The following is a 14,493-nucleotide window of genomic DNA, read 5'->3' on the forward strand; positions in this document are numbered from 1 at the left end:
TAATAATTTTAATTACAAAATGTGAAACATACCTTTGCATGTTTAGCCTGAAGATAACAAAGTAGATATTTACCTTTCAGGTCATGAGCATTCGCTTCAGCATATTAAGCCCGAAGGTTTTACCCACCAGTTTATTTCAGGAGCAGGTTCGGAACTTACAGCGGTTACCGCGGGGATTCCCGAAAGTCGTTTTGAAGCTTCAGCGCATGGTTTTATGTACTTTTCTGTCGGCCCGGCAAGTTTGAATGTGAAAGCGATAAATACCGAAGGGAAAGTATTATATGAAACCACGTTGCAAAAATAGCGCGAACCCATTTTACCGGTCAAAAAGATAACTTTATCAACTTACTCCCATTTGAAGGACCTGATGGAAAGGGGTATAATGGCACAAGTCCATAACAAAAGTCCGGCAACCGTAAGTGGCATTTGCCAGATATGAGTACCCTCAAAAGCTATTTTACGCAAACCCGTTACAAAAAGCGTTAAGGGGAGCGCACTGCATATTTGCTCTATAAAATGCGGGTAATTTGTTATTGGGAAAAATAAACCGCAAAGGAGAATCTGCGGCAGCACAACCGTATTGGCAATAGGGGTGATGGAATTTTCGTTTTGCACCAACCCGCTGATGATGAAGCCAATCCCCATAAAAATACTTAAACCGAAAAGCGAGAAAACCAGCATTTCGGCCAATGTTGCAAGGCCGTTTACCAGGGTGAACTTGAATACAAAATAGCCAATAGCCACCATTACCAGGAAACTGAGGATATGAAAGAATAAACGGCTCAGCATTTCGCCTGCAATAATAGCCCGGCGCTTAACAGGAGCGGTTCGCAGCCGCTTGAGCACCATGTTTTGGCGGAGGCTGAACAGCAGGAATGACGAGCCATACACCCCAGCCATCAGCAATGAAAACCCCAGCTGCCCGGGCAAAATAAAATCGATATTGCGGTAAATGCGGCCAGGGGCTTTGGTCACCTGCAATAAAGCGATGGATGGATTATGCAGGAAGGCCTTACGATCTATTTTACTGATCGTTTCATCCAGCTGGGTTTGCAGCAGGGTAAGGTTATCTCCGGATGAGCCAGAGCTCCGTAAATGAACGTTATAATGCGGCGCCAGGGTAAAAATATGATCGGCTGTTATATTTATGATAGCGGTTATTTGCCCCTTCCGGAGTTCCTCAGATTGCTCTGTTTCGGATAAACCGGTGAGTAATTTAAGGTTTGGAATAGTTTTGATCGCTTTGTAGATCACGCTGCTTGTATCACATCCTGGCGCTACAGCTAACTTTATTGCCGGCGGCGCACCTACGTTAATCGACCCGAAAACAGTGATGAAGATTAATGGAAAAAGCAGCGAAAAGACAATTGAAGTGGGGCTACGTAATGTAGCGAGTAAACTGTACCTTGAAATTGTTAACGCTGCCTTAAGCTGGTTTGCGGGATGGCTCATATGGACAAATATATTTCATTAGATACAAATAACTCAGTTGCTTGTTATTTTGTTGAAATATTAAATTAAAAAAAGGAAAGCTTTATTATTTTTGCTGCCGTTCAGGCTTTATCATATTTAAGATGAAGCCTCTAAAATTTCCCCCGAAAATGAAACTGAAACCAAGCCTCCAATACGCACTCATCCTTTTAATTTTTAGCTTTTATTCATGTAAAACATTAAAACCATTGGCCCCGGCAAATGAGGAATCTGCTATTCCAAACATAGTTCAACCTGTTTCAAATGTGGAGGTGCCCGTTTCAGTGGACCTGAAGAATTATATTGTGCAGGCAGAGAATTCCGTACCGCTTAAATTTGCCGATAACCAGCAGGCCTGCCAGGGATTAAGCTACGCTTATACATTTACCCGCACGCCCTTTACCATCACCGGCAGCAATAACGTTGCCAGCCTTAAATTTACAGGTAGTTATGGCATCAGTGCATCCTATTGCGCCAAATGCGCCGCTGTTTTTGGATCCGCCCCAAGGTGTATTGTCCCTACAGTTTCTGCACAATGCGGCTGGGGCGATGAGCCTCAACGACGGATGGTGATCTCCTATCAATCGACCATCAGCGTTATGCCCGATTATCACCTGCGATCAAAAACCGTTTTATTCCCGGCTCCAAAGCCAATTGACAGATGCAATATCCTGCTGGGAAATATCGACGTAACCGACCGCCTGATCCAATACCTGAGCGGCCCGTTAAACGACCTCGGCAAACAGGTGGATACTAAAATTGCCGCCTATAACGTTCGCCCTATGGTGGAGCAGTTATGGAAAAACATTGCCACCGAATATAAAATGGAGGATATCGGCTACCTGTCCATTAACCCGCAATCCGTGCGGCTCAGCAGCTTTAATTTAAATGGCTCGCAGCTAAACTTTTCTGTCGGGCTCTCTGCAACGCCGGTGGTAAGTACGGTAAGTATTGCTGCACCGGCTAAACCCTTGCCTAATTTAACCACCTACGTGCCTGCCAAAGGCTTTAATGTTTACCTGGACCTGATTGAAAATTACGATCATCTTACCAATATGGTTAACCAGCAGGTTGCCGGCCAAAAGACCACGGTGGCAGGTAATGAATTTATTGTTGACCATGCCCGGGTGTTCGGCACAGGCAAGCAGATTGTGATGCAAATTGATTTTAGCGGGTCCTCAACCGGCACCATTTACCTGGTGGCAACGCCCAGCTACGACCCGGTAACGCACATCCTCTCTTTTCCCGACCTTAGTTTCGACCTGCAAACCAAGGCCTGGATGCTTAAGGTAGCCAAATGGATGTTCAATGGCAAAATAGTGGATGCCATACGCCAGAAAGCGGCCTATAACTTTACCAAATTCCTGGCAGATAGTAAGATCAGGATCCAGAAAGAAACGAGTCGCGACTATGGCAACAATATTACTTCCGAAGTTACTATACAGGATATGGATATCCAGGCCATTTATCCAACGGTGGATAAGCTGGTGATCCGCACCCTGTCCAACGGGCAATTGAAGGTAAAGGTGGTGATGTAATCGGTAGCAATAGCTTATGATCGCGGGGATTAAACCCTTATAGCAGGATCACCCGTGAACAGGGTAAAATACGTAGGAACAGGGACGTGAAACCGGATATTTTTACCTGTGTCATCTGTGTTTTGCTTCAGACTACGCGGATTCATTAATTTTTCAGGCTTGCACAATGGCTTGATAAACAGTTGGTAAGGTTTTTAAATCAGATGATATTTCGTTTTTTATTAACTTTTAATAAAAATTATACTCAATTTTAAATTGCTTAATAATTAACAATTGCAGGCATTGCGATTTGAAAATAATTTGCATTTATTCTTCTTATTATCTATATTCACGGTAGTAATATATCACAAAGCCCGGATGCCGAAAAGGGAACAAAAGAGTAGGCACACCTAAAATCTTTTACATCATGAATCATCACTTAACCATCATCCTGTTGCGTATTTAGTGGCTTTGCTTTTGCAAACCAAATTTTAAATACCGTAAAAATACCTTTTTAAATACCGTGAAATTGCCCGTAAGCAGGTTAATACTGCAAGGTAATTTAGGGAAATCAAAATGGTATGTAAATCAAATATACTTTGCTGTATAGCTATACGATTTTGTCAATATTTTATTGGTTCAAATCATCCTGGATGCCGAAAAGGGATAAAAGAGTAGGCGAGGCTTAAATCTTTTTAATACTAAACTCTTAAATTCAATTTAAAATGACCGCAAAATCAAAACAAAAGCTTATTATAAAGGGCAATAACATAGTTCTCATCGCAATACATCTAACAAAGAAGTTTGTATATAACGCTATATCGGCAAGAAGTCCAGAACCAGACCCTATACCAGAACCACCGCCGTCGAACCCTTTGCCAGAACCGCCGCCGTCGAACCCTATACCAGAACCACCGCCGTCGAACCCAGGATGGAGGTTTTCAGACAATTATTTGGCTCGTTTAGTGAATACCTTTTAGAAAATGCTTCTTGTATCCCCCCAATAAATATCCTTATTTAAACCGTTAGAACAATGAAAAAAATACTCGCCATCATACTATTATTAGGATCAGTAGCATTTGCAAAAGCGCAAACTATCCCTCAGCCGACAAAAACAGCAAGCTCAAAAACAACGAAAGATACTACAAAAAAAGTAAGTTCCACATCTATTAAAGACACAACAAAAAAAGGAAGTTCAACGTCTATTGATGACACGACAAAAAAAGGAAGTCCTGCATCTAGTCCAGATACGTTAGGGAGTATGAAGCCTTATCTGGGTAATACGTACATTTTTGATCGTAATTTTCCGGTTTATGGTTGCGATGCCGTAGGCCATAGTATTAATGGCATAGCTGTTTACATTTACAAACATTCTCTCTTTCAAGTGGTGGACGTCTATATCGTAAAAAAGGTAACTTATCTTGTCATTAAATTTAACGAGTGGCACAAGTCAGACTATAATAATCGACTAACTTTTAATTTAAACCCCACTAAAGCCGGTAATCTAGCTGATTCTGCTGTTAGCAAATTAAGTGACAATACAAAAAAATTACTGGCGATGCAAAAGGTGACTGATGAAAACGCAAAATATTTCGTCATTTCTGAAACTGATTTTACATCGGTTTGTTCCCAATATACTTCGCCTCGGTCCGCATCTTTAACTTTTGGGACATTTACCACACCTTTTAAATTCCGCCCTACAAAGTCCTTATTTACCAGTGATCTATCTTTAGGAACTGTTGCATATTATAATCTTAAAGTTAATGAAGACGTTTCCTACGGCGTGGCCTTTGGGGTTTCACTTACATCTGTAACGCTTGATAGTTTATCAACCAATGGCAAAGTTAAATCCAGTTCGGACAGACCGGCATTGACACCATCTGCAAGTTTCGTTATTACGGTTAAAGGTATCAGCTTTACTATTGGAGCGGGTATTGACTACATCAATAAAACTACCGCAGTCGAACGTAGTTGGGTTTTTAATAATAAGCCGTGGATTGGATTTGGTATAGGTTTGAATCTTTTTGGTGCAACGCCCAGCAATAACACGACAACTCCAAATAGTAAACAGAGTAAATAGAATTTTCGTTTTATAAATGTAGCACTTAGACCGGTAAAATTTCGCTCATTTCAAAAAGGTAGAAATAAGTAATGAAAATATTCTTCCCCGCAAGATCCAATCGTATTTAGCTATATAGCAGACAATTTTGAGCATTCAAATAAATGAGAAAGTCCTTAGAAATAGTTTTTAAGGACTTTCTCATTGGAATTTTAATGGACTAGAACCCCATCCAAACATGGTATAAGGTAAGCTTTCAACATCCTTAGTGCCGTTCAATTTCAGCAAGGGGAAGATTCGTTGTGCATTTTACTTCCGATCCCTTACTTCGCTATCCCCTCCAAATATTCCACAAACTTTTTATTCGTATAGTCCGCGCCGCCTTCGTGCCTTAAAACCATTTTGCCGGTTTTGTCAAGGATAACGGTAGTGGGGATAGCGTTGCCCAAATAGCCTTCGGGCATTTGGCTGGCCAGGTTATAAACGGGCAGGGTATAGGCGTTTTTCTTCATAAAGGGTACCGACTTGCTGAAGTTATTGTCCACATCTACCGGGAAGATGATGATATTGGGGTTGTTTTTAAACCGTTTGTACAGCGCGTTGATGGAGGGCATTTCAGCAATACACGGCGGGCACCAGGTGGCCCAGAAATTAATCAGGATCACTTTGCCTTTCAGGTCCTGGATATTGAGCGTTTTGCCGTCGGACGATTTAAGCAGCAGGTAGGGTAATGCCGTATTGGTGGTGTTTTCTTTTTGATTAACTGTACTGCCTGTCGGCGGCTGAAAGAAACCGATCTTCATACAGCCTTCAATCATTAACGCTTTGGCCTGCGGGCTTATAATAAGGGTCACCATTAATGCACCGATGATCACGTTGGTGATAGCAGACTTGTTGAACAGTTTCTTTTTCATGCGCTAAATTTATGTTTATTAAGTGGATATTTTATAAAATCAGCCTGATCCCCATCAGGACAGGTTGAAACAGCAGCTAAGGTCAGGATAAATTTGTAGCTGTATGGGAACAAAAGTTACCATATCTATGTCGTTTAGTTTAGGATTCACCGGGTATTTCAGTCATATGAGGCGTTAAGGCCGGAAAAACTGCTGACAAGATTTTGTCACTGACAAAATCTTGTCAGCAGTTAAGTTGTTAATAATCAGCAATTTTGCGCTTTTTTGCAGGGTGTTGCCAGTGTTACGCAACGCAACAAAATTCAATGGAGGCTGCGGTTCTGCAGTAAAATACCGATGGGTGAAAATGTATCTGTCGTACATAAACGACATTAGTTACGATGTATCTGGAAATGGTGAAGCATACCAGGAACGGTCAGTCTTTGGGCACACCGGGGCAACCTAGCTGTTTTCAAATCGCCCGGTCATTTTACTAAGTATGATTTTGTAAACAACCAGTTCAATATTTAACCCAATGTCGCTGTATTTTTCAGCAATGCCATGTGATGGATGCTCTGTAGGGTTTTCGGCCAATGGCATTATGCGGTGTATAAGCCCCTGCATGGCCTGCTGTTTTTCTTCAGGGTCTGTAATTTCCTCAAACCGGCCCCAGGCAATAACACTTTTCCACCGGAATACACTTTTGATCTCGTCTACCTGGAAACACACGTTTGGGTTCTCCCGCATCATATCAATTTTTTGCCCTTCAGCTGCATGCGCGAAAATATAGGGATGGCGGTAAACATAATTTATAGGCACAATATAGGTGATTCCGTTTGCGTGGCAACCCAGGCGGCCTGTTACCTGTTTTGTTAACAGGTCTTCAATTTGTTTTTCATTTAGCTTGCCCAGCATTGTCTTTTTTTTTAGGTTTTTGTTATAAAATTAAGCCGTATTAAACCGGAAATAAATGACAGTCGTCAGGTAAAATAATAATATTCATCATAATGGCCCGCTCCATTTTCGGCAGCAATATTTAATTGATTTTTCGCGCTTTAAAAGGGCGGAAAGGTTGAACGCTTTAAGTAATTAAGTGCTCAAAGGTTAAATGCTGTTTTAAACAATTTTAAATCGAGAAATCTGTACCTGAAATTTAATAATACCTTTAAATGCCGTCGACGCAAAGCTGTTGCCGGCATAAAATGTATTGCACAAACTGTTGGGTACGGTTTTATAGCGTTAAAAGTAATATATTGGCGGCGCTGTGCAGATATTCATAAATTAATGCAGATGAAAATTAAACTGTTGACTTTCCTTTTTCTTTTAACTGGATTTGCTGCCTATTCACAGCAAGTACCTTATACCAACTGCCCGAATTGCTGGCTGCCGGATTCATTAGGGAATCACCGGGTTGTGCTCGAATTTAATGGAACAGGTAAAATAGCGAAAGCGATAATTAAGTGGAGACGGCGCGATAACGATCCGCAAAATAAACGCATCATTGTTGAAGATGGCACAACACACCAAAAAATAATAAATATAAAAACCGGTACCTTAAACCGGGAGTACGGCGAAATTTATTTTGAACCAGTTTCGGGGAAAGGCATATACTATGTGTACTATATGCCCTATAAAAATGAAGGGCGTTCCAATTATCCGAAAGGCGTTTATTTGAAGCCCGAGAATACCGCTGCCGCCGATTGGTTGAAGATGGCTGATGCCGGCAATGATCTGCCATCTGCTGCGGTAAAGGAATTTCAATCCATCGATGCATTTAATAGTTTTTACCCGATGGAGGTTATTGCCACCAAAGACGAAACTACCCACCTGGTTGAAAGCCACAAAGCTTATAAATTCCTTGTTTTTCCTGAAGACCGGCTGAATTCCATCCGGATGGAAAACGATTTGCCGGAAAGGTGGATAGACCGCGGGCCGCAGGATACATTTACCGGAGAAGCTGCAAAAGGAGAGAATTTTGCTTTTCAGTTAGGTATTTATGCGCTGCAAAACCTTGACAATGTAAAAATTAAATTCAGCGATCTGAAGTCGCAATCTGGGCAGGTTATTAAAGCTCAAAATATTTTTTGTATCAATACCAACGGAGTGGCTTATGATGCAAACCTCCTCACAAAAACGGTAAATGTAGCGGCTTGTAAAATACAGGCCATGTGGTGCGGAATTGATGTGCCAAAAAATGCTGTCCCGGCGACCTATGCGGGTAAAGCAACTGTTCTCATTAACGGTGAACCCGCTAAAGAGATCAGGTTATCTATCACCGTAAATAATAACGTATTGGCAGACGGCGGCGTAAATGAACCATGGAAAATGACCAGGTTGAAGTGGCTCAACTCCACCTTGGCCCAGCAAAATGCCGTCATAGCGCCCTACACGCCGCTTTTGGTTAGGGGCCATACCATTAGTTTGCTGGGAAGAAAAGTAGTGCTCAATAACGATGGTTTCCCCAAACAAATACAAACATTTTTCACGCAGGAGATGACGGGCTATTCAAAACTGCCTAATGATCTGTTAACAGAGCCTATTCATTTTCATTTTACCAAAACGGACGGTAAAAATATGACCCTAAAAAAAAGGGCGTAGAATTTACTAAAACAGAACCCGGTACGGTACAGTGGAAAGCCAGCAGCGGCAATGATACCCTGCAAATGGAAGTAACAGCGTCACTGGAGTTTGATGGCTTTATTGCCTATACGGTAAAAGTAAAAGCCTTGCAGGGTGTTGATTTAAAGGATATTACCATGCACATACCTTTCACAAAGGACGTTGCTAAATATATGATGGGCCTGGGCCAGAAAGGTGGCTATCGCCCCGAAAACTTTGAATGGAAGTGGGATGTTACCCATAAAAACCAGGATGGTGCCTGGATAGGCAATGTAAATGCCGGCCTTCAATATACACTGCGCGATGAAAAATATGTTCGCCCGTTGAATACAAACTTTTACCTGCAGAAGCCATTGCTGTTGCCATCCTCATGGGGCAATGATAACAAGGGCGGCATCAAAGTCTCCGGCGTAGGAAAGGCTATTTTAGCCGACAACTACAGCGGCGAAAGAAAATTAATGAAAGGCGAAGTTTTATACTATAATTTCAATTTACTTATCACCCCTTTTCATCCTATTAATACTGATTTTCAGTGGGCCACGCGGTTTTATCATGCCTATAAACCTATTGATACCATAAAAGACATTGGCGCATCAGTGATCAATATCCACCATGCCACGGCGATAAACCCCTATATCAATTATCCTTTTATTGCCTGGAAAAAGATGAAAGCCTATGATGACTCTGCCCATGCGGCTGGTTTAAAAGTGAAGATCTACAACACCATCCGCGAGCTTTCTAATCACGCCTACGAAACTTTCGCGCTGAGAAGCCTGGGTCACGAAATTTATTCTTCGGGAAAGGGAGGCGGCTTTAGCTGGCTGCAGGAGCACCTGGGCGATGACTATATCGCCGCCTGGTTTGTCCCCGAAATCAAAGATGCGGCGATCATCAACAGCGGGATGAACCGCTGGCATAATTATTATGTGGAAGGCATGAACTGGCTGACCCAAAATGTGGGGATCGACGGCATTTACCTGGACGATGTCGCTTTTGACCGCGTTACCATGAAACGTATCAAACGAGTACTTACTGCTGATGGGCATCCGGGCATCATTGACCTCCATTCGGCCAACCAATACAATAAAAACGACGGGTTGAATAACAGCGCCAAGTTGTATATGGAGCATTTTCCGTACCTGAACCGCTTATGGTTTGGCGAATATTTTGATTACGAAAAAAACTCCCCGGATTTTTTCCTCACCGAGGTAAGCGGTATTCCGTTTGGCCTGATGGGCGAAATGTTGCAGGGTGGGGGCAACCCATGGCGGGGTATGGTGTATGGCATGACCAACCGGATCCCCTGGAGCGATAACGCCGACCCCCGGCCGATATGGAAGGTCTGGGACGATTTCGGGATGAAAGGCAGCCAGATGATCGGCTACTGGGTGGATGTTAACCCTGTAAAAACAGGAAACGATAAAGTGCCTGCCACTATTTACAAAAAACAAGGGAGGGTTTTGGTATCTATAGCCAGCTGGGCAGAAAGTGATACCGATATTGTATTAAATATTGACTGGAAAAAATTAGGGATCGATCCGTCAAAAGCGACAATCACCGCGCCGGAAATCAAAAACTTTCAAGCAGGAAGGACGTTTGGCTTAAACGAAAAAATACCTGTTGAAAAGGGCAGGGGCTGGCTGTTGATCATCAAATAAGATCTTCCGGCACCCGAAAATGGTCTTTATATCAGGAATACCAATCCAAACAGGATGAGCATGATCGCGATGATAAAAAAAACGACCGATATCCCGTAAAAGGTGGTCCACCGCAGCCAGTTTGCAAATTGCTTTCCCATTTGCACAATAGGGTCGTCGGTTTCACTGATCACGAGGTAACTGTTTTTAAAATTCGCCTCAGCGTTGATCTTTTTATCTTCAGCATACTGGAGGCGCCCGGGATCGAGATAGGAATGGCAATGCGGGCATTTTTCATCTATTTTACTGGTCCATTTGCTCCATTCTCCGCAAACAGGACATTTAATTTCACTAACCTGACTCATAACATATTTTTATTTAAAAATTATTGAAGTCGTAATGGATGTAAAAGCGCTAAGCGTGTATTAAAATTAAATGAAAATAACCGGGAATACAAAGGCCCTGCGGTAAAATTTATTTTTATGGTACAGATAGTTAAGGAGGCTGGCTGCTATAGTTGATACATTTTCTGCAATAATATTTTGTCATTTATTGTTGTATGTTTCAACACATTATAGCTTATAATTGAAGCCTGGCTTGCTGATGATATAGATTTTGACTATATTGAGGTTTTAACCGGACTAAAGTGTTTAAATTAACTACGAATAACGATTATGGAATATACGCGACTTTCCAAACCGCATAGTGAAAGGAAATGGAAAGTTTGGGGTCCCTACCTTTCTGAACGACAGTGGGGCACCGTTAGAGAAGATTACAGCCCTTACGGAAATACATGGAGCTATATCAACCACGACCTTGCACGCAGCTATGCCTACCGATGGGGCGAGGACGGCATTGCAGGCTTTTGTGATATTGAACAGGTGTTGTGCCTGGCGCCTGTATTTTGGAATGGTAAGGATACGATTTTAAAAGAAAGGCTTTTCGGCTTAACCAACCAGGAAGGCAACCATGGCGAAGATGTAAAGGAACTCTATTTCCACCTGGACTCTTCACCTACACATGCTTACTGTAAATATCTTTACAAATATCCGCAGGCGGTATTCCCCTACATGGAGCTGCTGCAAAAAAACCAAACAGATCGGTTAAGCCCTGAATTTGAGCTGCTGGATACCGGTATTTTTAACAATAACCGCTATTTTGATTGCTTTGTTGAATATGCAAAGGCCGGTACAAAGGATATTTTGATGAAAGTTACCGTACACAACCGCGGGCCCGAGGCGGCAACTATTCATGTACTGCCGCATTTATGGTTCCGGAACTTCTGGCGGCATAACCCCCGGTATACCAGTCCTGAAATTAAATCGCTAACCGGCAATTGTTTGCAGACCGATTCAAGCCGAAACGGTACCTATTATTTTTACCATGAGGACGGCGAGCAACTTTTTTGTGAAAATGAAACCAATAGCGAGCGTATTTTTCATAAACCGAACGTGACGCCATTTGTAAAAGATGGCATTAACAATTACGTTGTCGATCGGCAAAAAAGCATCAACCCGGCAAAAAAAGGCACAAAAGCCGCAATTTGGTTGAAAGGCGAAGTGGCGCCGGGAGCATCCAAAATATTTAAGGTAAGGCTCTCTGCTGAGGAGATGGAGGACCCCTGGGCTGATTTTGACGAAATTTTTGAAACCCGCCTGGCCGAAACAGATAGTTATTACAAACAACTTGCACCCACTACTTTGTCAAAAAAGCAAAAAGGCTTATTGCGGAGTACGCTGAGCGGCTTATTATGGGGCAAGCAGTTTTATTATTTCGACGTGTATAAATGGCTGTTTGGCGAACCGCATGAAAAACAATTACCGCGCAACTTTCAACGGAATTACGACTGGCAGCATTTAACCTGCCGCAATATCATCTCGATGCCGGATAAGTGGGAGTATCCCTGGTTTGCCGCCTGGGACCTGGCTTTCCATGCCGCAACCTTCGTGCATATCGACCCAGAATTTGCCAAACAGCAATTGCTGGTGATCCTGCGGGAATATTATATGCATCCCAACGGGCAGATCCCGGCATATGAATGGAATTTCAGCGATGTAAACCCTCCCGTGCATGCCTGGAGCGTATGGCATGTATATGAGGCGGATAAAAAGAAAACGGGCGTATCCGACTGGGACTTCCTGGAGCGGTCGTTTCAAAAGCTGCTCATGAACTTTACCTGGTGGGTAAACCAAAAGGATGCCAACGGTACTGATATTTTTGAAGGCGGTTTCCTGGGGCTGGATAATATTGGTGTGTTCGACAGGAACCATATGCCCCCAGGGATCAAAAAGCTGCAGCAGGCCGATGCCACCAGCTGGATGGCCATGTATTCCATCAATATGCTGCGCATTTCGCTGGAGCTGGCACAGCATAACCTGGCCTATGAAGAATCAGCCGCCAAGTTTTTCCGCCACTTTTTAAATATCGGCTGGGCCATGCACCATGTCGGCAAAAGAGAAATGTCTTTATGGGACGAAGAAGATGCCTTTTATTACGACGCTATCCAATTTGAAGATGGCGCCAGCGAACGCCTGAAAGTCCGCTCACTGGTCGGCATTATCCCATTGCTGGCAGTGGAGATCATGAACGTAGACCTGTTTAAAAAGCTGAACGAGTTTAATGCCAGGCTGGGCAGCATCAGGAGCACCCGGCCCGATCTGACCAAAGTAATATCAGACATTGAAAAGAAAAACAAAGACGGCAACTACCTCTTCGCCATTATGGTGGGCGACCGGCTGGAGCATTTGCTGAAAAGGCTTTTGGACGAGGATGAATTTCTATCCGATTACGGCATCCCCTCCTTATCCAAATGTTACCAGGATAAGCCTTTTGTATTTGGGTATAAAGGCAGTGAATACAGCATCCAATACGAACCCGGCGAAAGTTCCAGCTCCATGTTTGGCGGCAATTCCAACTGGCGCGGGCCCATCTGGCTGCCCATAAATTATTTGATCATCAGTTCGCTGCGTAAATATTATGAATATTATGGCGATAGCTATACCTATGAATTCCCTGTACGGTCGGGTAATAAGTTAACGTTGAAACAAATAGCCAATGAGCTCACCAAAAGGCTGTTAACTATTTTTGAGAAAAATGAGGAAGGGGCCTACCAATACCACTCCACCACGCAGGAACAATGGACAGACGAACACTTTAAAGAACATCATTTATTTTATGAATTTTTTAATGGCGACACAGGCCAGGGCCTTGGCGCTTCGCACCAAACCGGCTGGACAGCGTTGATCGCCAATTTGTTGCTGGAGATGGATGAGGGGTAGGGGGTGGAAACGCACTAAAATAATTGTTTATTTTAAGCTTCCGCCTGTCCAAGTGTTCCGCTTGCCCCAAGCGGGCTTAGTTTTAATGATAGTTCTTTAAGATTTAATTTTATGAAATTCATTAAAATTAGCGTTTATCAATTTTTCGAGGTCGTCAAAATTGCATTTTATTGAATTTGCGATAATTGACAATGGTGTTCCGTACATGTTCATGTTAGCTTGCAAAAGTTTTCGTTTTAAACCAGTTGTACGATTTAAATAAATATGGGGATTTTTGATAAAAATAAGTAAAAATTTAGTGGACATAACTTGCTTCGTCTCTATTGAAGAAATGTCAGCCCAATTAATAAGGCCAACACTTGAGGCATTTGTATTGTCGGTGATTCCATCCTTATTAATTATTAACCCGTATTTTTGATCAAACAGTTTAATCATGCCATAAATACCGCAAGCGCCAAAAAATGCTACACTTAATGTGCCCACAGTTCTTATTAAAGGTTTATTTCGAAAAAGTGTCGAAACGAAAATTTCAGGCCTTAATAAAAATAAGACTCCAAAAACAATAAATATCGTTGCTCCAATCAACATTAGGAAATTTTTTTTCTTGCTCAATGGGATTTTTATCTCTGTCATTGTATTGTTTAGTAAGTAATTAGATACCCCGCCTGTCCAAGCGTGGCGCTTAAATAAAACAACAAATTGCTGTTTTATTTATAAATGTTGATATTTATCTCATGTCACGCAATGCCTCAACCGACGAACTTTATTCCTGCCTGCCGGCAGGCAGGTTGTAACCTTGACCGTAATAGATTGGATCGACGTATTTACGAGGCGTGATTACAGCGACTTTATTATTGATAACATTACCTGGTATCAGCGCCAATCCTGAATGCCGATTAAATTTAATTTATTAATTTAGAATTTAAGTGGCGCTCTTAAATTAAAATGTGTCCAAGCCGCGCGCTTGGACCGGCGGAAAATACGACCATGCATTTTGGTTTGTAGGTTACAGCACCAGCA

10 protein-coding genes and 1 pseudogene are annotated in these 14,493 nt (G+C 42.4%); 4 read left to right on the forward strand and 7 right to left on the reverse strand.

The genetic code is table 11. The annotated features are described in order from the left end of the window. Nucleotides 1–96: 96 nt before the first annotated feature. A complete protein-coding gene (locus QZY09_RS09525) occupies nt 97–291 on the reverse strand; it encodes a hypothetical protein (RefSeq protein WP_295671642.1) in 195 nt (64 codons plus the stop codon). A gap of 54 nt (nt 292–345) precedes the next feature. Further along, nucleotides 346–1,452 (reverse strand): ABC transporter permease, encoded by a 1,107-nt coding sequence (locus QZY09_RS09530; RefSeq protein WP_295671646.1) that lies wholly within the window; start codon nt 1,450–1,452, stop codon nt 346–348. Between the two features lie 149 nt (nt 1,453–1,601). Here QZY09_RS09530 and QZY09_RS09535 point away from each other — a divergent pair, with 149 nt between their 5' ends. After that, entirely contained in the window at nt 1,602–3,008 is a 1,407-nt protein-coding gene (locus QZY09_RS09535; RefSeq protein ID WP_295671651.1) for a DUF4403 family protein, read from the forward strand. Nucleotides 3,009–3,702: 694 nt separating this feature from the next. Here the strand turns inward: QZY09_RS09535 and QZY09_RS09540 are convergent. Then, a complete protein-coding gene (locus QZY09_RS09540) occupies nt 3,703–3,936 on the reverse strand; it encodes a hypothetical protein (protein ID WP_295671654.1) in 234 nt (77 codons plus the stop codon). Nucleotides 3,937–4,020: 84 nt separating this feature from the next. On the opposite strand from QZY09_RS09540, the gene QZY09_RS09545 reads away from it, so the two are divergent. After that, a complete protein-coding gene (locus QZY09_RS09545) occupies nt 4,021–5,067 on the forward strand; it encodes a hypothetical protein (RefSeq protein WP_295671656.1) in 1,047 nt (348 codons plus the stop codon). A 302-nt stretch (nt 5,068–5,369) separates the two neighbouring features. Here QZY09_RS09545 and QZY09_RS09550 read toward each other — a convergent pair whose 3' ends face one another. Together QZY09_RS09550 and QZY09_RS09555 are read right to left on the reverse strand one after the other, a co-directional pair. Next, nucleotides 5,370–5,960 (reverse strand): TlpA disulfide reductase family protein, encoded by a 591-nt coding sequence (locus QZY09_RS09550; RefSeq protein ID WP_295671659.1) that lies wholly within the window; start codon nt 5,958–5,960, stop codon nt 5,370–5,372. A 441-nt stretch (nt 5,961–6,401) separates the two neighbouring features. After that, nucleotides 6,402–6,854, reverse strand: a complete 453-nt coding sequence (locus tag QZY09_RS09555; protein ID WP_295671661.1) for a pyridoxamine 5'-phosphate oxidase family protein — start codon at nt 6,852–6,854, stop codon at nt 6,402–6,404. 375 nt (nt 6,855–7,229) lie between these two features. Between QZY09_RS09555 and QZY09_RS24725 the strand changes: the two are divergent. Further along, nucleotides 7,230–10,216 (forward strand): annotated as a pseudogene (locus tag QZY09_RS24725) (glycoside hydrolase domain-containing protein). 26 nt (nt 10,217–10,242) lie between these two features. On the opposite strand, the gene QZY09_RS09570 reads toward QZY09_RS24725, so the two are convergent. After that, complete coding sequence (locus QZY09_RS09570; RefSeq protein WP_295671667.1) at nt 10,243–10,560, reverse strand: hypothetical protein; 318 nt, start codon at nt 10,558–10,560, stop codon at nt 10,243–10,245. A gap of 309 nt (nt 10,561–10,869) precedes the next feature. Here QZY09_RS09570 and QZY09_RS09575 point away from each other — a divergent pair, with 309 nt between their 5' ends. Then, nucleotides 10,870–13,473 carry a glucosidase gene (locus QZY09_RS09575; RefSeq protein ID WP_295671670.1) on the forward strand — a complete coding sequence of 868 codons (2,604 nt, stop codon included), beginning with the start codon at nt 10,870–10,872 and terminating at the stop codon, nt 13,471–13,473. A gap of 96 nt (nt 13,474–13,569) precedes the next feature. Here QZY09_RS09575 and QZY09_RS09580 read toward each other — a convergent pair whose 3' ends face one another. Next, the gene (locus QZY09_RS09580; protein WP_295671673.1) at nt 13,570–14,106 is read right to left on the reverse strand and encodes an STM3941 family protein; all 537 of its coding nucleotides are present in this window, start codon (nt 14,104–14,106) and stop codon (nt 13,570–13,572) included. Nucleotides 14,107–14,493: the final 387 nt, after the last annotated feature.

This window comes from uncultured Mucilaginibacter sp., from assembly GCF_903913935.1.
In the GTDB taxonomy this organism is placed as follows: Bacteria; Bacteroidota; Bacteroidia; order Sphingobacteriales; family Sphingobacteriaceae; genus Mucilaginibacter.

What these genes read in the sequence shown, in the direction of transcription:
- QZY09_RS09580 (WP_295671673.1), bottom strand. Translation starts at nt 14,106, where the DNA reads ATGACAGAGATAAAAATCCCATTGAGCAAGAAAAAAAATTTCCTAATG.
- QZY09_RS09545 (WP_295671656.1), top strand. Translation starts at nt 4,021, where the DNA reads ATGAAAAAAATACTCGCCATCATACTATTATTAGGATCAGTAGCATTT.
- QZY09_RS09570 (WP_295671667.1), bottom strand. Translation starts at nt 10,560, where the DNA reads ATGAGTCAGGTTAGTGAAATTAAATGTCCTGTTTGCGGAGAATGGAGC.
- QZY09_RS09550 (WP_295671659.1), bottom strand. Translation starts at nt 5,960, where the DNA reads ATGAAAAAGAAACTGTTCAACAAGTCTGCTATCACCAACGTGATCATC.
- QZY09_RS09555 (WP_295671661.1), bottom strand. Translation starts at nt 6,854, where the DNA reads ATGCTGGGCAAGCTAAATGAAAAACAAATTGAAGACCTGTTAACAAAA.
- QZY09_RS09530 (WP_295671646.1), bottom strand. Translation starts at nt 1,452, where the DNA reads ATGAGCCATCCCGCAAACCAGCTTAAGGCAGCGTTAACAATTTCAAGG.
- QZY09_RS09535 (WP_295671651.1), top strand. Translation starts at nt 1,602, where the DNA reads ATGAAACTGAAACCAAGCCTCCAATACGCACTCATCCTTTTAATTTTT.
- QZY09_RS09575 (WP_295671670.1), top strand. Translation starts at nt 10,870, where the DNA reads ATGGAATATACGCGACTTTCCAAACCGCATAGTGAAAGGAAATGGAAA.